The sequence below is a fragment of the Phocaeicola coprocola genome (assembly GCF_041333015.1).
In the GTDB taxonomy this organism is placed as follows: domain Bacteria; phylum Bacteroidota; class Bacteroidia; order Bacteroidales; family Bacteroidaceae; genus Phocaeicola; species Phocaeicola coprocola.
In genome coordinates, this window is the sequence record NZ_JBGKGM010000004.1 from 1,131,462 (window position 1) to 1,156,737 (window position 25,276).

General features: G+C 41.7%; 18 protein-coding genes, 7 tRNA genes and 1 other RNA gene. 7 read left to right on the forward strand and 19 right to left on the reverse strand.

Annotated features, from left to right (window positions below; all coding sequences use genetic code 11):
* Window positions 1-44: 44 nt before the first annotated feature.
* Complete coding sequence (locus ACDG22_RS15530) at window positions 45-1,727, reverse strand: putative transporter (protein ID WP_007571358.1); 1,683 nt, start codon at window positions 1,725-1,727, stop codon at window positions 45-47.
* 181 nt (window positions 1,728-1,908) lie between these two features.
* On the opposite strand from ACDG22_RS15530, the gene mutA reads away from it, so the two are divergent.
* Both mutA and scpA read left to right on the forward strand, forming a co-directional pair.
* Window positions 1,909-3,777, forward strand: a complete 1,869-nt coding sequence (gene mutA / locus ACDG22_RS15535) for a methylmalonyl-CoA mutase small subunit (RefSeq protein WP_270668961.1) — start codon at window positions 1,909-1,911, stop codon at window positions 3,775-3,777.
* Between the two features lie 4 nt (window positions 3,778-3,781).
* Complete coding sequence (scpA, locus tag ACDG22_RS15540) at window positions 3,782-5,929, forward strand: methylmalonyl-CoA mutase (RefSeq protein WP_270230536.1); 2,148 nt, start codon at window positions 3,782-3,784, stop codon at window positions 5,927-5,929.
* A 286-nt stretch (window positions 5,930-6,215) separates the two neighbouring features.
* Here the strand turns inward: scpA and ACDG22_RS15545 are convergent, their stop codons facing one another.
* The 6 genes from ACDG22_RS15545 to ACDG22_RS15570 form a co-directional block, all read right to left on the reverse strand.
* The gene (locus ACDG22_RS15545; RefSeq protein ID WP_007571363.1) at window positions 6,216-7,025 is read right to left on the reverse strand and encodes an N-acetylmuramoyl-L-alanine amidase family protein; all 810 of its coding nucleotides are present in this window, start codon (window positions 7,023-7,025) and stop codon (window positions 6,216-6,218) included.
* Window positions 7,022-7,546 carry a TlpA family protein disulfide reductase gene (locus ACDG22_RS15550; protein ID WP_370859016.1) on the reverse strand — a complete coding sequence of 175 codons (525 nt, stop codon included), beginning with the start codon at window positions 7,544-7,546 and terminating at the stop codon, window positions 7,022-7,024. Before ACDG22_RS15550 ends, ACDG22_RS15545 begins: the two co-directional genes overlap by 4 nt.
* Window positions 7,547-7,870: 324 nt before the next feature.
* A complete protein-coding gene (locus ACDG22_RS15555) occupies window positions 7,871-9,403 on the reverse strand; it encodes an acyl-CoA carboxylase subunit beta (protein ID WP_118483742.1) in 1,533 nt (510 codons plus the stop codon).
* A 4-nt stretch (window positions 9,404-9,407) separates the two neighbouring features.
* Window positions 9,408-9,926, reverse strand: coding sequence for a biotin/lipoyl-containing protein (locus tag ACDG22_RS15560; protein ID WP_007571370.1), 519 nt, complete (start codon window positions 9,924-9,926; stop codon window positions 9,408-9,410).
* 11 nt (window positions 9,927-9,937) lie between these two features.
* On the reverse strand, window positions 9,938-11,449 hold the full coding sequence (accC, locus tag ACDG22_RS15565) for an acetyl-CoA carboxylase biotin carboxylase subunit (RefSeq protein WP_007571372.1): 1,512 nt from the start codon (window positions 11,447-11,449) through the stop codon (window positions 9,938-9,940).
* A 291-nt stretch (window positions 11,450-11,740) separates the two neighbouring features.
* Window positions 11,741-13,237: a Do family serine endopeptidase gene (locus ACDG22_RS15570; protein WP_270230535.1), complete on the reverse strand. Its 1,497-nt coding sequence runs from the start codon at window positions 13,235-13,237 to the stop codon at window positions 11,741-11,743.
* Between the two features lie 258 nt (window positions 13,238-13,495).
* Here ACDG22_RS15570 and rnpB point away from each other — a divergent pair.
* Window positions 13,496-13,862: RNase P RNA component class A (gene rnpB, locus ACDG22_RS15575), an RNA gene on the forward strand.
* A gap of 22 nt (window positions 13,863-13,884) precedes the next feature.
* Complete coding sequence (locus tag ACDG22_RS15580) at window positions 13,885-15,195, forward strand: YihY/virulence factor BrkB family protein (RefSeq protein ID WP_118483744.1); 1,311 nt, start codon at window positions 13,885-13,887, stop codon at window positions 15,193-15,195.
* 127 nt (window positions 15,196-15,322) lie between these two features.
* On the opposite strand, the gene ACDG22_RS15585 is transcribed toward ACDG22_RS15580, so the two are convergent.
* The 9 genes from ACDG22_RS15585 to ACDG22_RS15625 form a co-directional block, all read right to left on the reverse strand.
* Complete coding sequence (locus ACDG22_RS15585; protein WP_022124954.1) at window positions 15,323-15,928, reverse strand: riboflavin synthase; 606 nt, start codon at window positions 15,926-15,928, stop codon at window positions 15,323-15,325.
* Between the two features lie 39 nt (window positions 15,929-15,967).
* Window positions 15,968-16,174, reverse strand: a complete 207-nt coding sequence (locus tag ACDG22_RS15590) for a hypothetical protein (protein WP_118483748.1) — start codon at window positions 16,172-16,174, stop codon at window positions 15,968-15,970.
* 109 nt (window positions 16,175-16,283) lie between these two features.
* A tRNA-Gly gene (locus tag ACDG22_RS15595) sits at window positions 16,284-16,356 on the reverse strand.
* A gap of 23 nt (window positions 16,357-16,379) precedes the next feature.
* Window positions 16,380-16,452, reverse strand: a tRNA-Gly gene (locus ACDG22_RS15600).
* A 5-nt stretch (window positions 16,453-16,457) separates the two neighbouring features.
* A tRNA-Leu gene (locus tag ACDG22_RS15605) sits at window positions 16,458-16,541 on the reverse strand.
* A 39-nt stretch (window positions 16,542-16,580) separates the two neighbouring features.
* Window positions 16,581-16,653 (reverse strand) — tRNA-Gly (locus ACDG22_RS15610).
* 9 nt (window positions 16,654-16,662) lie between these two features.
* Window positions 16,663-16,746, reverse strand: a tRNA-Leu gene (locus ACDG22_RS15615).
* Between the two features lie 19 nt (window positions 16,747-16,765).
* Window positions 16,766-16,846, reverse strand: a tRNA-Leu gene (locus ACDG22_RS15620).
* A gap of 28 nt (window positions 16,847-16,874) precedes the next feature.
* Window positions 16,875-16,947, reverse strand: a tRNA-Gly gene (locus tag ACDG22_RS15625).
* 560 nt (window positions 16,948-17,507) lie between these two features.
* On the opposite strand from ACDG22_RS15625, the gene ACDG22_RS15630 reads away from it, so the two are divergent.
* The 3 genes from ACDG22_RS15630 to ACDG22_RS15640 all read left to right on the forward strand — a co-directional run bounded on the left by ACDG22_RS15630 (window position 17,508) and on the right by ACDG22_RS15640 (window position 21,129).
* Window positions 17,508-17,696 (forward strand): hypothetical protein, encoded by a 189-nt coding sequence (locus tag ACDG22_RS15630; protein ID WP_118214373.1) that lies wholly within the window; start codon window positions 17,508-17,510, stop codon window positions 17,694-17,696.
* Between the two features lie 106 nt (window positions 17,697-17,802).
* Entirely contained in the window at window positions 17,803-18,498 is a 696-nt protein-coding gene (locus tag ACDG22_RS15635; protein ID WP_117689189.1) for a GLPGLI family protein, read from the forward strand.
* A gap of 96 nt (window positions 18,499-18,594) precedes the next feature.
* The gene (locus tag ACDG22_RS15640) at window positions 18,595-21,129 is read left to right on the forward strand and encodes a porin family protein (protein ID WP_370858962.1); all 2,535 of its coding nucleotides are present in this window, start codon (window positions 18,595-18,597) and stop codon (window positions 21,127-21,129) included.
* 68 nt (window positions 21,130-21,197) lie between these two features.
* On the opposite strand, the gene mobV is transcribed toward ACDG22_RS15640, so the two are convergent.
* The 3 genes from mobV to ACDG22_RS15655 form a co-directional block, all read right to left on the reverse strand.
* The gene (mobV, locus tag ACDG22_RS15645; RefSeq protein ID WP_270672880.1) at window positions 21,198-22,544 is read right to left on the reverse strand and encodes a MobV family relaxase; all 1,347 of its coding nucleotides are present in this window, start codon (window positions 22,542-22,544) and stop codon (window positions 21,198-21,200) included.
* Between the two features lie 190 nt (window positions 22,545-22,734).
* Window positions 22,735-23,685 carry a toprim domain-containing protein gene (locus ACDG22_RS15650; protein WP_270669110.1) on the reverse strand — a complete coding sequence of 317 codons (951 nt, stop codon included), beginning with the start codon at window positions 23,683-23,685 and terminating at the stop codon, window positions 22,735-22,737.
* A gap of 276 nt (window positions 23,686-23,961) precedes the next feature.
* On the reverse strand, window positions 23,962-25,173 hold the full coding sequence (locus ACDG22_RS15655; protein WP_153090344.1) for a primase-helicase family protein: 1,212 nt from the start codon (window positions 25,171-25,173) through the stop codon (window positions 23,962-23,964).
* Window positions 25,174-25,276: the final 103 nt, after the last annotated feature.

Consider the following 25,276-nt stretch of genomic DNA (forward strand, 5'->3'; position numbering starts at 1 on the left):
CTGATTAAATCAACACCAGGACGTTTTTATATATCACAGATATCTTATCCAGCCATAAATAAGATAAGCAACTGAGCTGTAAGGATTCTAAGGAACATCGCTAACGGATATACAGTAGAATATCCTACTGCCGGAGCATCATTTCCTGAAATCTGGTTGGCATAAGCCAATGCAGGAGGGTCTGTATTACTACCGGCTATCAATCCCATTAATGTAAAATAGTTTACTTTATGTCGCCAGCGGGCTACCATTCCAATGATGAGAAGTGGAATAATGGTTATAAGGAATCCGATACCTACATACAGCAAACCATCGCCTTCTACTACCGTTTGAACAAAGTTTCCACCAGCCTTGATTCCGACACTGGCAAGGAACAGCACCAAACCGACCTCACGAAGCATCAAGTTGGCACTCATAGTTGTATAAGTCACCAGTTTTACTTTATGTCCGAAACGTCCGATAAGAATAGACACAATCAGCGGACCTCCAGCAAGACCCAGTTTCACTGGAGTAGGTATTCCCGGAAATGCAATAGGCAGACTTCCGAAAAGGATACCACATAAAATACCAACGAAGATGGTTACGATATTAGGATGATCCAGACGCTTCAACTGATTACCCAGCAAATCGGCAACTCGTTCGATAGCATCCTGTGGTCCTACTACCATGACACGGTCGCCCACCTGAAGAATCAACTGACGCGCAGCAAACAAGTCCATACCCGAACGGTTGACACGAGTTACATTCACACCATACATACTGCTGAAATGAAGCTCACCCAATGTCTTACCATTAATAGCCGGTTGGGTAACCAATATACGGCGTGATATCATCGGCTTGTCTTGTTTGCTCTGGTTATCCCAGTCTACATCATCAACTTTCGAACCGATGAAAGCCTGAATCGCTTCAGAGTCATTTTCTGCACATACAATGTTCATTTCATCGCCCAAACGCAAGACCGTATCTGCATTAGGAATATGTACATGTCCATCCTGCAAAATACGAGAGCAGACAAAATCTCTTGCCAAAAAGCTCTGAACCTGAGAAAGTTTCTTTCCACTCAATGCTGCATTCTCTACTTTCAGGGCAATGTTGTAAGGCTTCAAGTGAGGATTTGCCTCTTCTTCTTTCTGGATATCATCAGCTTCTTTGTCCAAATTTACCCGACAAATATAACGGATAAGAATAAGTGAAAGAATGATACCCATAACACCCAAAGGATAAGCACAGGCATATCCCATAGCTATTTCCGGCCCTTGATAACCTAATTGCTGCAAAGCTTCGTTGGCAGCACCCAAACCCGGAGTATTCGTTACCGCACCGCAAAGAATACCTACCATCATCGGAATTTCCACCCGACCTTGCAAAGCATAGTAAATAATTATGGCAACCGCTATATTCAGTGCCACGATACCCACAGCCAGCATGTTCAGCCTGATTCCTCCTTTTTTGAAAGAAGAGAAGAAAGAAGGACCGACCTGCAAACCGATACAGAACACAAACAAGATCAATCCAAAATCCTGCAAAAACGAAAGGATGGACTGATTTCCTGTAAATCCAAAATGTCCGGCAAGAATCCCTACGAATAATACGAAGGTAACTCCAAGAGATATACCGAAAATCTTGATTTTTCCCAAAAGAACTCCAACTGCAATTACAAAAGAATATAATGCGACTATATGTGCTATGGAGTCGGGATTAGTTAATAAATCTTGTATCCAATTCATAATATTATATTTTTAAGCGCCACAAATGTAGGCAATTAAAAAGAATAAGTCAAACATTTGAACCTAAAAAAATACTCACTTTTTGTCGGGATGTGCAATTTACTTTGTATATTTGCCTCGCATGGGTTCCAACCTCCATGCCAACTAACTTAAATCATAATATCATAAACACTCATTCACTATGGCAGATAGTAAAGAAAAACTCTTTTCAGATTTTCCCTCCGTATCGACACAAGAATGGATGGATAAAATCATGGTCGACTTGAAAGGAGCCGATTACGAAAAGAAATTGGTGTGGAAAACAAACGAAGGATTTAAAGTAAAACCGTTTTACCGCCAAGAAGATTTGGAAGGACTTAAAACAACTGAAGGACTTCCGGGAGAATATCCTTACATCAGAGGTAATAAAAAAGATGACAATACCTGGTATATCCGTCAGGACGTTCGTGTAGAAGAACCTGCTGAAGCAAACCAGAAAGCACTTGATTTGCTGAACAAGGGAATTGACTCACTGGGTTTCCACATTAAACCCAAAGATTTGAGTGCTGAATACATCGCAACTCTACTGAAAGACATCTGTTGCGACTGTATAGAAATTAACTTCACTACTTGTCAGCGCCATTCTACTCAGCTGGCTGAATTACTCGTTGCTTATTTCAAAGAAAAAGGATATGATCCGAATAAACTGTACGGCTCAATAAACTTCGACCCTATCGGCAAAATGCTTCAAAAAGGGAAAGATGTCAGCCCGATCATATCGAAAGCCAAAGAGCTGGTAGAAATTCTGGCTGAATATCCTCATTTCCGTTGTATAGGAGTCAACTCACTTCAACTAAACAATGCTGGAGCTTATATTTATCAGGAACTGGGATATGCACTGGCATGGGGAAATGAATACCTGAACAGATTGACAGAAGCAGGAGTTCCTGTTAATCTGGCTGCAAAGAAGATCAAATTCAACTTCGGTATCAGTTCCAACTATTTCATGGAAATTGCCAAGTTCCGTGCAGCACGTATGTTATGGGCAAACATTGTCAAAGCTTACAACCCGCAATGCGAATGTGCTTGTAAAATGATTGCTCATGCCGAAACTTCAAGCTTCAATCTGACCTTATTCGATGCTCATGTAAACTTGCTCCGTACTCAGACTGAAGCTATGAGTGCTGCTATTGCAGGAGTAAATTCTATCACAGTAACTCCTTTCGATAAAGCATACGAAACTCCTAATGACTTTTCAGAACGTATTGCACGTAATCAGCAATTACTTTTGAAAGAAGAATCTCATCTTAACCGCATTGTCGATCCTGCCGGCGGTTCATATTATATTGAAAATTTAACAGTCTCTATTGCTAAACAAGCCTGGGATTTGTTCCTGCAAGTAGAAGAGACCGGCGGAATGGTTAAGTCTATCTTCGACGAAAGCGTACAAAATGCTGTTAACACAAGCAACAAAGCACGCCATGAAGCTGTTTCGAAACGTAAAGAAATCCTGCTGGGAACCAATCAGTATCCTAATTTCAACGAATTGGCAGGAGAAAAGACCCCATCAGAACACAAATGTTGCTGTGGTGGCGGACATAATCACGAGGAAGAAGCTTCATTTGCTAAACTGGAAACCAGCCGTGCTGCCAGCGAATTCGAAGCTTTACGTTTGCAGACAGAACATTCTGGCAAACGTCCAAAAGCTTTCATGCTGACTATCGGAAATCTTGCGATGCGACAAGCACGCGCACAGTTCTCATGCAACTTCCTGGCTTGTGCCGGATATGAAGTAATAGACAATCTGGGATTCCCAACCGTTGAAGAAGGAGTAGAGGCTGCAATGAAAGCCAACGCTGACATCGTTGTTATTTGCTCAAGCGATGATGAATATGCAGAATATGCTATTCCGGCATTCAAAGCTGTAAACGGAAGAGCCATGTTTATTGTGGCAGGAGCTCCTGCTTGCATGGAAGAATTGAAAGCTGCCGGCATAGAAAACTTCATACATGTACGCTGCAACGTATTGGAGACCTTGAAAGAATATAATGAAAAGCTAGGAATTAAGTAATGCTATGAAACCGAATTTTAAAAATATCGATATATATGACGGATTCCATCCTCAAAATGGTATGGAATGGCAAAAAGCCAATGACATCAAAGCCAATTGGAGAACACCGGAACAGATTCAGGTGAAGCCGGTTTATACGAAAGAAGACCTGGAAGGCATGGAGCATCTGAACTATGCTGCGGGTATTCCTCCTTACCTGAGAGGTCCGTACTCGATGATGTATACGTTCCGTCCGTGGACTATCCGCCAGTATGCAGGATTTTCTACAGCTGAAGAATCAAATGCATTTTATCGCCGTAACCTGGCTTCCGGACAGAAAGGTTTGTCTGTTGCTTTCGACCTTCCGACACACCGCGGCTACGACCCAGATCATCCGCGTGTAGTGGGAGATGTTGGTAAGGCCGGTGTTTCAATCTGCTCACTGGAAAATATGAAGGTATTGTTCGACGGTATTCCATTGAATAAGATGTCTGTTTCCATGACTATGAACGGCGCCGTACTTCCTGTTATGGCATTCTATATCAATGCAGGACTGGAACAGGGAGCTAAACTGGAAGAAATGGCCGGAACTATTCAAAATGATATTTTGAAAGAGTTCATGGTGCGTAACACATATATCTATCCGCCTGCATTCTCCATGAAGATCATTTCGGATATCTTTGAGTACACTTCTCAAAAAATGCCGAAATTCAACTCTATCTCTATCTCAGGATATCACATGCAGGAAGCTGGTGCTACAGCCGATATCGAATTGGCTTATACACTTGCCGACGGTCTGGAATATCTGCGCGCAGGAGTTGCTGCAGGTATTGATATCGATGCCTTTGCTCCTCGTTTGTCTTTCTTCTGGGCAATCGGCATGAATCATTTCATGGAAATTGCCAAGATGCGTGCTGCACGTATGCTTTGGGCAAAGATTGTAAAACAGTTTAATCCGAAGAATCCGAAATCACTTGCACTGCGTACACACTCACAGACTTCAGGATGGTCGCTTACAGAACAGGATCCGTTCAACAACGTAGGACGTACTTGTATCGAAGCAATGGCTGCTGCACTGGGACACACTCAGTCACTGCATACCAATGCGCTGGACGAAGCTATTGCTCTGCCAACTGATTTCTCTGCACGTATTGCACGTAATACACAGATTTATATCCAGGAAGAAACCCAGATATGTAAAAATGTAGATCCGTGGGGTGGTTCATACTATGTAGAAGCGCTGACCAACGAACTGGCTCATAAAGCTTGGGAACACATTCAGGAAATCGAAAAACTGGGTGGTATGGCTAAGGCTATCGAAACAGGTATACCAAAGATGCGTATTGAAGAAGCTGCAGCTCGTACACAGGCTCGTATCGACTCAGGTGAACAGACCATCGTAGGTACAAACAAATATCGTCTGGAAAAAGAAGATCCGATTGATATTCTGGAAGTAGACAACACAGCTGTACGTCAGGAACAGATAGAAAACTTACGTCGCCTGCGCGAAGGAAGAAACCAGGCCGAAGTAGACAAAGCACTGGAAGCTATTACCGAATGCGTACGTACAGGTAAAGGCAACTTGCTGGAACTGGCTGTAGAAGCCGCTCGCGTACGTGCCACATTAGGAGAAATATCCGATGCATGTGAAAAAATTGTAGGACGTTATAAAGCAGTAATAAGAACTATTTCAGGCGTGTATTCATCAGAAAGTAAAAAGGATGCAGATTTCGCAAGAGCTTGCGAACTGACTGAAGAATTTGCAAAGAAAGAGGGTCGCCGTCCGCGTGTAATGATTGCCAAAATGGGACAGGACGGACATGACCGTGGTGCAAAAGTTGTAGCTACAGGATTTGCAGACTGTGGTTTTGATGTTGACATGGGACCGTTGTTCCAGACTCCGGAGGAAGCTGCTCGCGAAGCCGTAGAAAACGATGTTCATGCAGTAGGAGTTTCTTCATTAGCCGCCGGACACAAGACTTTAATTCCACAAATCATTGCAGAGTTGAAACGTCTGGGACGTGAAGATATTCTGGTATTTGCAGGAGGTGTCATACCGGCACAGGATTACGACTTCCTGTATAAAGATGGAGTTATGGCTATATTTGGTCCTGGTACTTCTGTCGCTAAATCAGCTTGTCAGGTAATGGAGCTGTTACTTGCTGAAGAATAAACCTGACCGACAATAAAAAATCAATAAGTTCTGCCCAAAAAGAAAGGTCTTAGTATCAAAACTTTTCATGGCAGAACTTAATAAAAATCACCTGCTTGAGAGTTTCACTTTATATCTGAATAACGTGTTTCTCAGGTTCAGGCGAAAAAGCAATAGCGGAACTTTTGCTCAATGAACAGAAGTTCCGCTATTGCTTTTTCAATGTTCAGCTGTTAGCTATATACTGCCTATCCTATACAGACAAAATTAAACTATTTCTCTTCAACAACTGAATATCACACAGTTACTACTTACTTTTCTTATAATCGCTAACCATAGCCTCAGCAATCCAGTTGGCTAATGCCTGACGATTGTCGGGTATCACCAAACGCTGCTGATCGCGTGCGTTCTGAATATTTCCTAATTCCAAAAAAACAGCATAAGGCGTTGAGTTCCGAAGGACAAACAAGTTACGCGAACTAACCGTTCCATTGAATCCTCTATTAGGCTGATGACGGTCATATTTTGCAGTAAAAGTACGCTTCAACTGATCGGCAAGACGTTTTCCATATTTACTGCCAGGTGAGTGATAAAAGAAAACATCCGTCTGTTTACCTCTGCTACGGCTATCCACATGAACAAAGATTGCACGTTTATAATTGCTATTATCTCTACGATATAACCGGTTAATAGCATCACAACGCTGTTGCAACCTTGCTACCTGATTCAATGGAATTGCTTCACCCATACATGTTTCCCGCTTACTGTTATTCAATATCGCAGCATTTCGGATTCCATCTTTCTTGTCCTGAATAATAAAATGAACCTTAGCACCACGTTTCAGCAATTCTCTGCCTAAACGCAAAACAATATCATAGGCATATTCATCTTCGTGCAGTTCCTTTCCTCTATACTTGCCGATACATCCCGGATCTGGTCCTCCATGACCGCTGACCAAATAGAAGGTAGCCCCTTTTAATGAACTGGAAGTAATCTGGTAGGCTGCCTGTGATTTTCCAAATAGAGGTTCATATCCCGAAGTCTTTTTCTTACGAGAAAACCCAGGAAGAACGACCAGACAGCATAGGATGAGTAATGTATACTTAAGCCGCATCATTTCAGCAGTTCATCTATTTTCTTACACAAAGCAGAGAACTCTTCCTCGTTATATAAACGTGTCATCATCACAATCTTGCCAGTCTTGTCGATTAACACGTTGCGGGTGATACCAGCGTTACGAACCGCATATTTAGCAAAGATATCTGCTCCCGGATCAAGTCCAAGCGGATATGTTACTTTCGTCTGCTTTGCAAAAGCTTTAACCTTTTCCAAAGGTTCATCACGGTCTACTCCATAAAGCGCAAATGAAGCATTATCTTTATGTTTCTGCCAGATATCCTTCTCGATAAAAGGCATTTCTTTACGGCAAACCCCACACCAGCTTGCTGTAAACTGAAGCATCACAACTTTCCCACGCAAAGAAGATAATTTTACTTTCTGACCGTCGGTTAAAGTCATTTCAAAATCGGGAGCTTCATCACCCACTTTAACTATATATCCTACTTCATCAGGAGTAACTTCCTGTGCTTGTACTGTAGAGACTCCGGCAAACAGACAGCCAAATAATGCTGCCATCATTATCCATTTTTTCATCATATACTAATAGCTTAAATAATTATCGCTTCAAAGATACAAAAAAATCGATATAAAAAGAGGAAACCTCGAACTGACCGCTACGCTTTCAAAGCGTGTTTAAATACTACTTAATATTATTTTAAGAATTATATTCAATAAACTTCTGTTGCCTTGCAAACGATACACTCTGCTTAAAAAACAAATAAAACTCAATAAAAAACACAACAGTTGTGTGCTATATCATGAAATTATATGGAATTAAAACAAAAAAGCCATCCCAACGGATTAGGTTGAGATGGCTAAATTATATTATTTCCTTCAAATCAATTACAAAGGCATGTTACCGTGTTTCTTCGGAGGATTGCTTACACTCTTATTCTGCGTCATTTCAAGTGCCTGAATCAGTTTATAACGAGTATCTTTCGGAAGAATGATTTCATCGATATAACCCTGTTCAGCTGCACGATACGGATTAGAGAATTTCTCCTTGTATTCTTCTACAGCCTTAGCTTTTTCTTCCGGCGTAGCTTTACGATACAGAATATTCACAGCACCGTCTGCTCCCATTACAGCAATTTCAGCTGTAGGATAAGAGAAGTTCACATCAGCGCCAATAGGTTTACTATTCATAACGATGTATGCACCTCCGTAAGCCTTACGTGTAATTACTGTTATTTTAGGAACAGTAGCTTCTGCATAAGCGTATACAATCTTTGCACCGTGACGGATAATACCATTGTGTTCCTGTGTACATCCTGGCAAGAAACCCGGTACATCTTCGAATGTTACAATAGGAATATTGAAACAGTCGCAGAAACGGATGAAACGAGAAGCCTTGTCAGAAGCGTCAATATCAAGCACACCTGCCAGATATGCCGGCTGATTGGCAACGATACCTACAGAACGTCCACCCAAACGAGCAAAACCGACTACAATATTCTTTGCAAAGTGAGGCATAACCTCAAAGAAATAATGATTGTCGACTATCGGTTCGATGATGTTTTTGATATCATATGGCATGTTCGGGTCGTCAGGAATAACTGTCATCAGTGATTCTTCTGCACGACGGATATCATCTGTACAAGGAATAGAAGGAGCATCTTCCATGTTGTTAGAAGGCAAGAAACTCAGCAGCTCACGAATGCTCATCAAAGTTTCTTCTTCTGTTTCACAAAGGAAGTGAGTAACACCACTCTTACTGCTATGAGTATATGCACCACCTAATTCTTCCTTATCAACTTCTTCATGAGTAACAGCCTTTACTACATCCGGACCAGTGATAAACATGTGACTCTTTTCCTTTACCATGAAGATAAAGTCTGTCAATGCCGGAGAGTAACAAGCACCTCCTGCACACGGACCAAGAATTGCTGAAATCTGAGGGATAACACCTGATGCAATAGTATTCTGATAGAAAATTGAAGCATATCCGGAAATACTTCCCACACCTTCCTGAATACGTGCGCCACCCGAGTCATTCAAAGCAATTACCGGAGCACCGTTTTTCAATGCCAGTTGCTGTACCTTTACAATCTTCTGTGCACCGGTAGCACTAAGTGTTCCACCATATACGGTAAAGTCGTAAGCATAAACATATACTAAACGTCCATCAATTTTACCATATCCACAAACGATACCGTCACCAGGAATATGTTTCTTCTCCATACCGAAATCAGTACAGTGATGAACCACAAACTTATCAATTTCATTGAACGTACCTTTATCGAGCAACATATCAATACGTTCGCGAGCAGTCATATGACCATTGGCATGTTGCTTTTCAACACGCTCTACTCCTCCACCCTGAGCAGCCAGTTTATCCAGCTCCTCAAATTTTTTATATTGTTCTGCTGTTGTCATAAATTTAATCCTCCTCTTTAATCACATCCAGTGTCATGATAACCTGGTTACTGTTTACAGAGTCACCTTCATTTACGAAGATTTCTTTTACAACACATTCGCTGTTTACTTTGTAATTACTCTGCATCTTCATGGCTTCTATCACAACCACGATATCACCAGCCTGCAAGCGGTCGCCAGCCTTTACTGGAATCTTAACCACTTTACCCGGCATAGGAGAAACAATCTTATCCTGCTGTTTCTCATCAGCTCCCTTACGCATGCGAAGGTATTTTGCCTGCGAATCTATAATATCAATATTATATGACTGGTAATGAGCATTTACCGTATAACTCTTTCCGCCTTCTTTACGGATCAGTTCTGCATTATACGATTTTCCTTCATGCAAAATAGAACAACTACCGTTTTCTGCCATTACAATATCAACATCGTAAGGAACACCGTCGATAGTCAACTGTACTTTATTGCCTTCCTTGCTAACCAACGTAACGTCAGCAACTCTATCACCTATATGTATTTCCATAAATATCTTCTTTAAATTCGCAATACACCTTTTTTCAATCCGAACTCACGCCAACGACTGATAGGACGATTGTCTGAAGAGCCAGAATTATTCTCTTCCAGATTCATCAGATAGTCGATGTATGCTGCAATCATAGCAATATTTTCAGTTTCTTCTTCCTTCTGACCAGCCCATTCACGCAACATATCCTGATGCTTTGGTATAAACAAGGTATTATAATGACCTTCTACAAAATCAGGTACATTCATGATGTGACGCAAATAACCGATATTTGTTTTCAAGCCGGTAATCTTGTATTCGTAAAGCACACGGCGCATACGTTCGATAGCAAATTCACGAGTAGTAGCCCATACGATCAGCTTACCGATCATCGGGTCATAATAAATAGGAATTTCATAACTTTCGTATACATAGCTATCGATACGAACACCGATACCGTTGGGTTCCATCAACTGACGGATAACTCCCGGTGAAGGCATAAAGTTATTTTCAGAGTCCTCTGCGCAAATACGACATTCGATAGCATGACCACGCTGCTTCAGATCTTCCTGTTTGAAATGAAGAGGCACATTGTTTGCAATACGGAGCTGTTCCTTTACCAAGTCAACACCTACAACTTCTTCTGTAATAGGATGTTCTACCTGAAGACGAGTATTCATTTCAAGGAAATAGAAATTGCGGTGTTTGTCAACAAGGAATTCAATTGTTCCTGCTCCCTTATAATTTACAGCCTTGGCAGCCGCTACAGCAGCCTCACCCATTTTCTGGCGTAATTCAGGAGTAACAAACGGAGACGGAGTTTCTTCTACAATCTTCTGGTTACGACGCTGAATAGAACATTCGCGTTCGAACAGATGTACCGCATTACCATAATTATCTCCTAAAATCTGGAATTCAATATGATGCGGTTCCTCTACAAATTTCTCCAGATAAACTGTATCATCACCAAATGATGACATTGATTCCGAACGAGCTGTATTATAAGCTTCTTCCACTTCAGACTCACTATGAATAAGGCGCATACCTTTACCACCGCCTCCCATAGAAGCCTTCAGCATAACCGGATAACCGATACGATTACAGATTTCTTTTGCTTCCTCTACACTCTGCAAAGGCTGTTCCGTACCAGGAACCACCGGCACTCCCGCAGCAATCATGTGTTTACGTGCAGAAATCTTATCGCCCATCGCATCCATTGTTTCAGGATCAGGACCGATAAAAATGATTCCTTCTTCACGACAACGACGTGCAAACTCGGAGTTTTCCGATAAGAAACCATATCCCGGATGAATTGCATCCACTCCATGGCGCTTAGCCGCCATGATAATTTTATCAATATTCAGATAGCTTTCACGAGATGCTGCCGGACCAATCAGGCAAGCCTCATCTGCATAAAGTACGTGGCGTGCCGTTCTATCAGCTTCCGAAAAGACTGCCACGGTACGAATGCCCATTTCACGGCAAGAACGCATCACGCGCACAGCAATTTCGCCACGGTTAGCGATTAATACTTTGTGTATCATGCTTTATGTTTTAGTTATTATCTTCGTTTAAGCCGCCGCCGCGTCATTCGGCACATGCAGCCAAAATCTGTGCAAAAGTAGCAAAAAAAGAGACACCGTTCTAAATATCCTCTCTTTTTTTACCCTGAGAAAGGCTTTTAGCACAAAATACCTAGCTTTAGGTATACATTCCACTCCAATATAAACCAAAACGCAATGTCGAGGTAGCAAAAAGCAAAAGTCCGAAGAGTAAACCCTTCGGACTTTTCAAACATATCTTTTTACTTCAAAAACAATACCTGTTTATTATACTTAATTCTGTGATAAATCTACTGCATAGTTGGCACGTTTTCCTGACGGATATATACCTACCATAAACAATACCTGATCAGGAGATTGAGAAGCCGCTTTCATAACTTCTTCCAGATCCTGCACTGTTTTCAGTTGTTTTCCGTTAGCTTTCAGTATGATAAATCCTTTACGGATACCAGAATCTGCCATTCTGCCTTCACTTACTCCTGTTACCTGAACACCATAACCTAAATTCAGTTGTTTCTTCAATTCGGCAGGTACTTCACGGAAAGCAGCTCCCAGTAATTCCATATCAGCATTCTTTACAATCTTAGTATTACCTTGGGCATTTTTCAGTGTTACAGTGAAAGTCTTTTCTTTCTTATCGCGCCATACTTTCAATTTGACCTTATCACCCGGACGATATTTAGCCAGTGATCCTTGTAATTCGGCCATGGTCTTCACTTTCTTTCCGTTCAATTCCATTATAACGTCGTTCTTTTCCAAAACGCCATCTACCGAACCACCTTCTGTCACTTCAACAACCTGTACACCATCGTTGATGCCCAGCTCTTTCTGTTCCTTACGGATTTCATCCGGATAAGTTTCATCACCCATGTTTCGTCCTGCAATACCCAACAGAGCACGTTGTACAGTACCATATTGCTTCAGGTCTGTAACAACCTTTGTCATAATGCTTGTAGGAATAGCAAATCCGTAACCCGAATAAGCTCCTGTAGGAGATGCCAACATAGCATTAATACCTACCAATTCTCCATTAGCATTAACTAACGCACCACCACTGTTTCCCTGATTAATGGCAGCATCAGTCTGGATAAACGACTCTACACCATTAACACCAAGTCCACGAGCCTTAGCACTGACAATACCAGCAGTTACTGTAGAACCCAAATTAAACGGATTACCTACAGCCAGTACCCATTCTCCAACTTTCAAGCGTTCAGAATCACCAACCGGTATGGCAGGAAAATCATCACCTTCTATTTTAACCAATGCTAAATCGGTAGTCGGGTCTGTACCAATTACACGTCCTTTCATTTCACGACCGTCGTGCAACTTGACAGAAATTTCATCAGCTCCATCAATTACGTGATTATTGGTTACAATATAACCATCCTTCGAAATAATTACACCCGAACCAAATCCACGCTGTTCAGGAGTTTGCACCTGCTGCTGACGTCCGCGCCCATCACCGAAGAAGAAATCAAATATATCAGGCTGACTCTGTATTGTTTTCACTTTACTTCTCTGTACAGACATAATATGTACAACAGAGTTCAAAGAACTTTCTGCCGCTTTAGTCAAATCAATCGGCTGCATGCTAGTTGCATCCAAAGCTGCATAGCGCACATTAGACGCTGTCTGGAATTCATCATAAAAAGACAAATTTTTGTCTTGTCTAGACTGCATAAGAGTATAAGTAGTAACCCCTGCCACCCCTGCACTGACAGCCAATACTGCGACTGCTCCAAATGCGATTTTAGTTGCATTTTTCATATGTTTACATCATTTAAATTGTTAATTTCAACTCTTATTTAACATTTTATTTGCTAAAGTAGAACAAAATTCATACGATTGTACTCTACACAACATCTTTTTTCCCTCTTTTAACAAAGCAAACTTTCCTATTAACCGCAGTTAACGACTACTGCCTGACAAATTTACATTCATTATCAGACTGTTCGATAGAATTGCAGATATTTCTGACAAAAATGACACAAATTCGTTTTATTTGCGTACCTTTGCAAACAGAAAGCAGTTGGTCGGTTTGTCGCTGGTACTTATATGTACAAGAGGAAAGTCCGGGCAACACAGAGCATCCTACTTCCTAACAGAAAGCTGCCTGCAAAGGTAGAGTAATGCAGAAGAAAATAACCGCCAGTCCACACCGGAAAGGCAAGGGTGAGAAGGTAGGGTAAGAGCCTACCAGACGTATAGCGATATGCGTGCTGTGCATCTTAGGAGTTGTAAGGTCATGTAAACCGGCATTAAGGAGGGTTGCTCGCCCCACGTCGGAGGGTAGACCGCTAGAACTTACTGGTGACAGTGAGTGTAGATAAATGACAGACACTTTGCATTTCGATGCAGAGAACGGAACCCGGCTTATAGACCGACTGCTTTTTTCATTGAAAAACCTTATCGCCATGAGTTATACGAGAATAAAAAACTGGCTACAATTTCTCACCGACGGCATATGGAGAATTACCGAAGATGAGATATCTCCCGTACGGCGACAAATATATTCGTGCATCAAAATCGTTTATCTTTCTGTAAACCAGTTTCTAAACGACCGTATCCAGATACGTGCCTCCGCACTGACCTACAGCACGCTACTGTCGATTATTCCCATTCTTGCCATCCTGTTCGCCATCGCACGAGGATTCGGCTTCGACGCATTAATGGAAATACAGCTCCGCAAAGGTGTTGCAAGCCAGCAGAGTGAACTTATTATTTCGTGGATAAACTCCTATCTGGAGCATGCCCAAAGTGGAATATTTATCGGAATCGGTTTAATCATGTTATTATGGACTGTTCTTATACTGACAGACAACATCGAACGAAGCTTCAATGCAATCTGGCAGGTAAAACACCCCCGTTCAGTCTTTCGCAAAATAACTGATTATTTTTCCATGATTCTCCTTTTACCACTGCTGATAGTCATTTCAAGTGGTCTTACCATTTTTATGACTACATATATAAAGAACATGGATAACTTCCTGGTACTTGCGCCTATCCTGAAATTCCTGGTAAGACTTACCCCATATGCACTGACCTGGGGAATGTTTATCGGACTCTACATATTTATCCCAAACACCAAAGTCAAATTAAAGCACGCCTGGTTTCCGGGAATACTGGCAGGAACCGCCTTTCAGGCATTTCAGTTCTTTTATGTAAACAGCCAGATATGGGTTTCAAATTACAACGCTATCTACGGAAGCTTTGCTGCCATTCCCATGTTTTTGTTATGGACACAGATTTCCTGGACAATCTGCCTCTTCGGAGCTGAAATGAGCTACGTAAGCCAAAATCTGGGTTCGTTCGATTTCGGAAAAGAAAGTGCAAATATCAGCCGCAGATATCATGATTTCTTTTGCACCATTATACTTTCAGCCATCTGCAAGAGTTTTGCAGAAGAAAAGACACCTTACTCTGCAGAAGAAATAAGCAAACAATACAAAATTCCTATCCGACTCACCAAACGGATCTTATATGAACTGCAAGACATACATCTGATTTTCGAAACAATAGAAGAGAAAAAAGGCGATGTACGCTATCTTCCGGGCATAGACATCAATAAACTTACAGTAGGTACACTGCTGGAGAAACTAGATTCTGCCGGTTCCGAAGATTTCAAGGTAGATCGCCAGCAATATTCTGACTCATGGAAAATTCTGGAGCATGCACGCAAGGAATATATGTACAACAACAGTCAGATTTTACTGAAAGATTTATAGGCAGTCACCAGACATATCAGAACAACAGATACGAAAAGAGCAGAAAACACAATTCTTCTTCTGCTGCATAAAAAAATTATCCCCGTCATAAAATATGGCGGGGATAAGTCTTACAAATACAGCTACCTTATTTTGTCAACTGCATCATGCGGCTCAAATACTTGCCGATAATATCAAACTCCAAGTTCACTACGCTACCAACCTGAAACGTATGGAAGTTGGTATGCTCATAGGTATATGGGATAATGGCAACCTGGAAAGTATCTTCAGTCGGATTACAGACCGTCAGACTAACTCCATTCACTGTAACCGAACCTTTGTCAACAGTAAAATATCCTCGTTTTGCCATTTCCGGATCGAATGCATACTTGAATGTAAAATACCAGCTGCCCTCTGCGTCATCTATAGCTACACAAGTAGCAGTCTGATCTACATGTCCCTGAACGATATGCCCGTCCAGACGTCCATTCATCATCATACTGCGTTCTACATTAACCTTATCTCCCACTTTCAGCAAACCAATATTAGAACGTTCGATAGTTTCCTTCATGGCCGTAACCGTATAAGTTCCATCCTGAATACTCACTACAGTCAGACAAACTCCATTATGAGAAACACTCTGGTCTATTTTTAACTCATCAACAAACGAACATTTCAACGTGAGGTGCAGATTTTCCTGATCCTTTACCACCTTTACCACTTCTGCATATTCTTCAACTATCCCTGAGAACATAAATTCATTATTTTATATTAATACTTCTACTTTTTACAATCACTGTACCGGAATAGGCTTACTCCAGACCGTATTGCCTTCTGAGTCGACTACCGAAATAGTTCCCCCGGCATAATCCTCTATGTAACTATTCCCTTTTACCAGCATATCCTCCGCCATACGTATGGCTTTTTCCTCTGTTTTTATAAAGAAGCCTTTATTATCGCTTGAGCTTCCATCCGAAAAATAAATATCATAAGTTTTCATGGTTATATCATTTAAATATTGCGGGCACAAATATATATATTATCAGCTAGAAGAAGCAAACTTATGACATAAAAAAAGAGAAACCAACATTTGTCGATTTCTCTGAAAGAGCGGAAAACGAGACTCGAACTCGCGACCCTAACCTTGGCAAGGTTATGCTCTACCAACTGAGCTATTTCCGCAGTTATTCTGCAATATGTAAAAGAGCGGAAAACGAAACTCGAACTCGCGACCCTAACCTTGGCAAGGTTATGCTCTACCAACTGAGCTATTTCCGCAATTATGGTGCCCAGAACAGGACTCGAACCTGCATGCCTCTCGACACACGCACCTGAAACGTGCGCGTCTACCATTCCGCCACCTGGGCAAAATCAGCCTTTCGACTTACGCAACTTTCATTGCTTTGAGCGGAAAACGAGACTCGAACTCGCGACCCTAACCTTGGCAAGGTTATGCTCTACCAACTGAGCTATTTCCGCAATTATCAGTGAAGGAAATGAGACTCGAACTCACACGACATAACTGTCACCACCCCCTCAAAGTGGCGCGTCTACCAATTCCGCCATTCCTCCGAAACAAAGATTTGAACAGTGCCCAGAACAGGACTCGAACCTGCATGCCTCTCGACACACGCACCTGAAACGTGCGCGTCTACCATTCCGCCACCTGGGCAAATCATGCGCAAACCTTTCACGCTTTGAGCGGAAAACGAGACTCGAACTCGCGACCCTAACCTTGGCAAGGTTATGCTCTACCAACTGAGCTATTTCCGCATTCTGTAATTAGCGCAAGCGATTTTTCGATTGCGAGTGCAAAGGTAATGCTTTTTCCGAAACTACCAAAACATTATAATACTTTTTTCATCAAAAGCTATTATATTGTCTTTTTCAACCCCATTTTGAAGCAATTACACAAGCTTCTTTTCTCAGAAAATTACGATAAAAACTGCCGAATAGCTTAAAATGAGCTATTTATGAGTCTTTCACCTCAACAGAGGTAATGATTTGGCAATAGTCCTAAATTCTGCAATCTGCATACGTTTGCTGCCTAACAACTCTTTTCGACTGCAAAAATACAAAAAAATAATGAACCAAAGAATTTTATTAAGCAAAAAATAGCAAGCTAAGGATTGCCTAACAAAAAATGTCGGTTTTTTCCATAAAGTAGTAGCATAATGTTTAATTGGGTTTAATTTTACTGACAATAAGTTTAATTCAGTTTAAAATATCCATTAAAAAGTTCTATCTATCAATCATTTTTTGTACTTTTGCACTCGAAAACAAAGAGGCTTATACCTCCGCAACATGTATAACATTTTAAAAAAGGAGAAAACATGAAAAAGTTTTTGTTTTCTATGGCTTTGGCATTAGGTGCTATATGCATGCCAAGTCAAGCAAATGCGGCTGAAGTATCTTCACCAGTAGTAAACAACATTAAGGCAACAACAACGTTCCAAGCAACTCCATCAAATGGTCCTGTCGTTATTATTACCAAAGATGGAACAGTCATTATTGTTCTCTAATGTCGTAGTCTATTGCTAATCAACAACGACTGCATATTACATGAGTAGGCACTCTTTTTAATTGGAGTGCCTACTCTTTAATATTTTCTTTCTATTCTGTACAAATATGAAAAGGGTTATATTATTCACGCTTTCATGCTTAGTCTCTTGTCTATTAGTCTCTGCACAAAAGATAGGATTATCCATACATTATAATATGGTGATGCAAATTCCGAAGGAGGTCTATAGTATGAGTGATTTAAGTAAAAGACAAATGATTATAAATCAATTGTCCAATCAGCATAAAACTTATACTTTATTTACTAATGGCAACGAATGTGCATTTTCAACCACAGGCATAGATAACAATGTTATCAAACTTGAAGGAAGTGGCTCATACTATACAAATACAACAGATAATAAGGAAATAAGTATAAAAAGCATTGTAGATAAGGCGTTTGTCGTTTTTTCTGATTCATTAAAAAATGAATGGGATTTGTATTTTGATGAGACTATAGAAGTTTTAGGAAAGAAATGTACAAAGGCCGTATATAAGAAAAATCGTTCTGTAGTAGCATGGTTCTGTCAAGAAATACCATCCCCCGTAGGACCTTGTGGATATATAGGGCTGCCAGGGGCAATACTCCGCTTGACGACATCAAGCGAAATTTATGAGGCAGAAAGTATTTTGCCTATAAAAGGGCAAGTCAAGATAGAGTTACCAAGAGGAAAAATAATGCAAAAACCTGCTTTTGAAAAGTTACAGAAGAAAAAGATTGAAGAGTTGAAGGAAAGCGGCAATGACAATGTCATAGTTTTATAGGATAAAACATAAGGAAGTATGGGGCGTTTAAGAAGTTTACTGTTATGTATGCTAATCTGCATATGTAGATTTTCTATAGCACAGAATATATCGGGTATGGTTGTTGATGCACAAAATACAGCCATACCCTTTTGTACTGTTACATGTTCACAAGATAGTGCGGCACATTCCATCGTTTCGTATGCAATATCAAAAGACGATGGTTCGTTCACTATTCAATCCAACAAGGCTTTGTCCTCATTTTGGTTGACAGCAAGATGTGTCGGATATACTACACTGAGAGTACATTATAAAGAAGTGCCGGCAACCCCATTACACTTAATGATGAAAGACGACAGCTACACATTGTCTGAGGTAACAATAAAAGGTAGAAACTTAGGGGCGAAAATAAAGAATGACACAATTGAATTTAGTTCAGATGTGTTTAAAAACGGAAGTGAACAGAACATGAGCGATGTCATTAAAAAGTTGCCTGGAATGACAGTCGATGAATCGGGAAATGTTTCCTACCAAGGAAAAAAAATAGATAAGTTCTTGGTCAATGGCGAAGATGTGCTTTCTACAGGAGGACATACACTAAAAACTTTGTCCGCCGACTTTGCTTCTGGTGTGGAGTTGCTTAGTAACTATAATGATGGAAATGTCGGCAACTCTTTTAATTCAAAAGAGACGACAGCATTAAACCTTATAAATAAGGACTTCCATAACAAATGGGCAGGCAACTTTACAGAAGGTGGCGGTATGAAGAACAAGTTTGACAGCAAGAACTCAGCTTTAAAGATGGGCAATAAAGTATCTGCATCCATCATAGCAAATGCGAACAACACCAATGAGGCTGTATTCTCTATAATGGACTATCTCAATGCCAATGGCGGTCTTACAGGAGTAAAAACAACCAATGGATTTGCGCAATTGAGCCTTTCCAGTGCAGAAAGAAATGTCTTGATGCCAAGTAATGACGAATACAAAAGGACTTCAGGTATTGGCAATGTCAATTTAACATTGAAACCGTCTTCACACTATAAGGCCACAATAGGTGTAATCCACAATGAAATGGATGCAAAGTCTGCATTGTCAACGGAACAACATATAAAGATGGCGCAGGAAAACATACGTAAGTCAACAGAAGAGAATGGCAAGAAAAGAGGCAGCTTCAGTTCATTTAACCTCAGCCAAAAATGGGATGTCAATCAATACACAAGCTTGCGTTTCCAAACGAAGTTGGCATATTGCGATATGAGAAACAGTATGTCTATCATGGATTATTACAACAATAATTCCGATAGAAATGCAGACAATGACAAAAACAAAGGATTTAATGCTTTACAGCAGGTCAGCTTAAATTCGTTGATAGGCAAAGGCTTGCTTTATGGAAGTGTAGATTTCGCTTTTTCTAAGTCAGACAGAAACTTGGACATTCTTTCCTCTTACGAATTGCCTATCGAATATACACAGGCTGATGGTTCTTACTATATAGATAGAGGTTTGAAGAAGCTGAATGTGGCAGGTGCTGTAGGATATGTATTTCCTATTTTCCATAAAATCAACTTGAAATGGGAGTTGTCCACTCAGAACTACGATTCATGGATAGACCAAAATGTAGATAGCGAACATTTGAACAGTCACAATTTCGGGATTTATGGGGGGCTCATGAAGAACAAAGGTCTCTTTAGGTTTGATGCAGGCGTTAGATTTTCTGATTATGGGAATAATACAAACATTAATGGACTAGCGACAAAGTCTATAATCAAGTGGGAGCCATCCTTTGCAACAGAATTACGTTTCAGTCAGCAACACTCTGTTGCATTTGGACTGAGTTACAAATATGTGCCAACCGATATTGAAGCACTTTCGAGACTTTCTGTCATCAATAGCTACGATGAGGTCACAGATGCTTCCTCATATTCAAGGTTGGGCAACAACGCCCTGAACATGAATATTGCTTATAAGTTGTATAGTTTGTATAGCAGAACAATTATATTTATGTATTTGACTTATGAGAAGGCTGATAACACCGAAATGCTGAACTATCAGAATGACGGTTTATTACACAGCCAAAATTATATGGATGGAGGAAAAAAGGAAACCGTAAATGCAACTTTATATGCCAACAAAGGATTGGGCAACTTGCCTATTGATGCCAAACTGACCACAACATTTTTATGGAATCGAAACGAAATTGCATACAATTCCATTCCGTGTAAAATGTTGATAGGGAACTTAAAGACAGACTTAGGTTTCGTCTCACGCTTTAAGATTCCTTTCAATGTTGAGGTTGATGGCTTGTACAACAAGTTGACAAACAAAGTCACCGACTTAAACATTGATTCTAGTGACAAGGAATTTGGTGGAACTGCAAAGCTCATATTTGCGAAGAACAAGTTCGCCAGTTTTGTTACCGGCAAGTGGAACAAGATAGAGAATACAAGCGGAAGTAAGATATTGCGAGATATTGATTTTTCCATTTCCTATAAAATCAAGAAATTCACATGCAAACTTTCTGGCACGAATATCTTTCACCTTAACGGAATCAATTGGTTAAAACAAAATGTTACACCAACTTACACATCCTATGTTAGATACAAACAACATTCTGGAAATGTTATGCTATCTCTAACATATCAATTGTAAAAGCAACAACAAAGAGGCGGTTTACCCAAAAAAAGTAAGCTGCCTTCTTTGTTCTTGCAAAAAGTATATTAAAGTTTGAAACGACGCTGTGTTTTTAACCTTATATTATTCCACTGTTCCTTAAACCATTCAACCATAGTTTGTCTATTTATATACAAAAATAGTTGGTTCGGCTTGGTAGAATCAGAGAATACATTAATTTCTGCATTCACTACATTGAACTTTCTTCTGTGCTCCTCGGAATAGAGTGAACCGCTAAAGTTGAGTGCCTTTCCTGTAAGAAGCACCCCAATTTGTTCAACGGTAAAGCCAACCCTCCTGCACAGGTCTTCCATTTGCAAGCGTGCCTCCAACATCGGGAACCAACGCTTGGCTTTGCGGATAATGTTGTTGAGCATCGTTATCTCCGTGGTGTGCTTGCTCTCCAAATTCGCGACCTCCGATTGGTGCTTCCACTGTATCTCGTCAAGCTGTTTGCTATGGCTGTCCTCCATACGCTGCACCTTCTCATGGAGTTCGTCAATGTATTGCTCTCGGTTTGTCACAAGCTCGCACAACTTTCGGTTGTGTTGCTCCACCTCCTTCAATTTTCCACTACCTAAAAGAGAACCAATCTTCGACACAAAGGCTGTCTTGGCTTCCATCTTAGCAGCCTGTAGTTTCTCCGTGCTGATTTCACTCTTGGTTTGTTGTAGAAGTCGCTGTGCTTCCTCAATATCAGATTGCAGCAGCTTCATACAGTTTTGAAGTCTCTCGGTCTCTCGCTTGATGTTGCGATAATACTGTGCCGTGGTGGTATGCCTCGCATCTGATCCACGGACCCCTCTCTTCAAGCCATACTTGCTCATGGCTTCAGCATAGCTGTCGTGATAGCCAATCATTTTGTCTCGGTTGAGCACATCATCGGCACACAGTCTCACGGCATTGGCTTTCTTGCGGTATGTCCGCTTGCCCTCTTCCGTAGGTTTGCTTCTTGCCTTTCTCCGCTCGCCTATCACTATTGGAACGATGGAGGCATGGAGGTGTGGCGTGTGCTCGTCCATGTGCAGAACAACCGAAACAACATTTTCCTTGCCAAACGTGTCTTGTAACCATTTCAAGCTGTCGTTGCACCAATCATCAAGCTGCCCATTGGCTGCGATGTTCATCATGTCCTCGTGCGTTCCAGACAGCATGGTTCTTATCACCCTCACCTGGTCGTTGGTTATCTTACGCTTGATGCCTGCCGTCTTGATGCGGTGGGCGATTGCTTCATCACGACCATACACACCGCTCGGCATCTTGACAAGCTCACGGTTGAGGTGAGTTCTCGTAGGGTCAGCGTTGTCGGGTATCACCTTGCGTTCTATGTGGTCTGATTCCCTTGCGTCCGAGCTGCCCTTTGCCTTCTTGAAATCCAAACTGAAATGTCCCATAATAAACTTGTTTTTGAGTTGTACAATTCCGCTTGCCGCATTGCGCCCTGCGCATGGCTCACGGGGTTTCAAAAGGGGATGCCCCTTTGCTCAAATGGGTGTTTTTAGCGGTGGCGTGCCACTGCGTCAAGAAAACGCCCTATTGAGCTATGGCTTTTCCGTTCAGAATAGCCATTGGAGCAGGAACCGCCTATATGCCCAAGGCTGCGCCTCTCTTTCGAGGTGGAACGGTTTGCTTAACAGGCTGTACTTGGTGTACAGACTGTTTGGATTTAACTCCGCACAGATAGTCGTTCAAGTCTTTGTACTCACTGTACAAGTGGGATGCGTCCCTCACATGGTAGCCGAGGGCAGTCTCGATGGCAAGCGTTGCCTTCCGCCCAGCCTCGTCGTTGTCGAGCAGACAACTGATGCGCTCGTAGCCGTGTAGTGCGTCAATAGCCTTGTCAACGTTGCTTGTTGAGTTGAGTATCACGTAGTCCTGCGCTTCCAATGACGGACAAGACGGAAACTTCTCCATGCGTAACGAGAGAAAGGAAAGATAGTCCATCATGCCCTCGAACACATAGCAAGCGTATCTTGGCTCGCCTTGCTGTCGGATATGTGTGATGTCCTTGGGGGACATGCAACCCTTGAAGAATCGGTTACGGACCTCGTAACCGCCCGACTTGTTCTTGAAGCCGATGGCGAAGTAGTTCTTGCCATTATGCGAGAAGTGGAGTTCCACACATTCCTTTCGGGCGATGCACAGGTCAATATTCCGCTCGCTCAGATAGCGTAGGAGTGCAGGATGGTTAAGTTCCCTAACCTCTAATCTCTCAAAACTCGGCTCGGAAGCTTGCTGAGGGAAAGAAAAGTCGGTCGGGCGTACATGGGGTGCTTGCTTCTCCATCTTGTCCAAGAGATATGGCAAGCTGTCTGATGCGTAGAGGTATGACGCAAGGGTGATGATGTTGCCGCCCTTGCCCATTCCGAAATCGAACCAACTGTTCATCATGGTGTTCACCTTGAAAGATGCCTCGCTCTCATTTCTCAGCGGTGACTTGTACCAAAGGTTTGCGCCCTGCTGCTTGACAGGGCGGTGTCCCAAACTTTGCAGGTAGTCTGCAATCTTGATTTGCTTTGCTTCTTGAATGTTCATGTTTTACTGTGGATTAAGTGGTGTATGTATTTCTGATGAATTGTTGAGAATGGCATGTATTGGCATGATAGTCAAATACTTATCTTCTCAACAAACTCTCAACAAATGGTTCTTTTCAACAAAATCACTGGGCAAAAGAGAAAGACAGGCATTAGCTGTCATGTTTTCTCTTTTCAACAGTCTCTTTCTTTTGTTGAGAGATTTGTTGAGAAAATGTTGAGCCTTAAATACTTGATATTCAACACTTCTTTCATCATATTCAACAATTCAACAAAATTATATGCTATTTAGCTTGTCCATCGTTACAGTGTAGAACCTGCCCACACGTTTTGTTGGCGAGTAGTGACCGCTGCTATTGTAGTTGTACTCGTATGAGGTGTAGGTGAGGGCGTTCTCTGAAGGTTGCAGCTTCCAACAGTCCTGCACTATCTTTCGCACAAGGTGCTTCTCCGCTTTCACGTGGTTGCATTGCAACAAGGCTATTGCGTCATTGAGGCAGAATTGCAAACTGTCGGTTTGAGTGTTCTCCATGACCTCAAGGAACAGCTCCGACATTTCCACCTCAAGTCTGTTACGGTTGCAGCGTATGATTCTCCTCAGAGCATCGGTCGCTATCTGTTCGGGGGCGAACCACATTCGGCTCTTGTGCTCTGTGGATAGCGTTCTGCCTTGCAGATGGAACAGAAAAGCGGGTATCTCCGCCTTCAGTTTCTCCAAGAAGTCGGTATCGTCAGATTGCAACGATGAAATCTTCCTCACCCAATATCGGGTCTCGCCCTCGTCAATGATGACAGGCAGGGATTCGTTGTTGGAGCACAGCACAAACTTGGCAAAGAAAGAAATCTCGTTTCTGTCCTTGCCCTTGGCTTCCACCTTGTAAGAGAGTGTGGTGCTGAGATTCTTTAAACGCTCAGAATCCTCCCTGCGACTGAGTAGCACCTCATCCACGACTATGAGCAGCTTGCCAGCCCAATCTGCATTGAACTGACTGCGGAAGTCCTCGTTGGTATTGAACGTAACGTTGTCTTGGAACAACGCTTTCAGAAAGTTCAAGAACGTGGTCTTGCCTGTGTTCCTCTCCTCAGACACAAGCAAAAGAATTGGAAGTTTCTGCACAGGTCTGAGATAGAGCAGTTGCAGATAGTCCATGCCAAGCTCGTATTGCTCACCGAAGATGTGAAAAAGCAATTTCTTGATGTTCGGAAAATCCCCTTTCATTGGCTTGTGGCTTATCGGCTCGTAGAGATTGAGAAAACCGTCTATTACAGTTCGGTGGTTCACATGTTCGGGAACGGTACAGAATCCGTCATACTTGTGGACATACTTGATGAACTCCTTGCCGTAGTCCTGACGCAAGGTTTCCATGTTCCAAGGGATGCGCTTTCTTACCTTCCCTCCATTGATAGTAGGTTGGTCAACCACCTTGTATAAGGTTGTGCCAACACGGATGAACACCTCGTTTGGTGGAGGTGGTGCCTGTGGCTGCATGGTAGCAACTTCGACTGGCAGTTTGTTGTCATTTGTCATGTTCATAAATTCTCCTTTGTAACTTATAAAAATTAAAGTTGCAAAGGTAATGGCGGAAAATCAA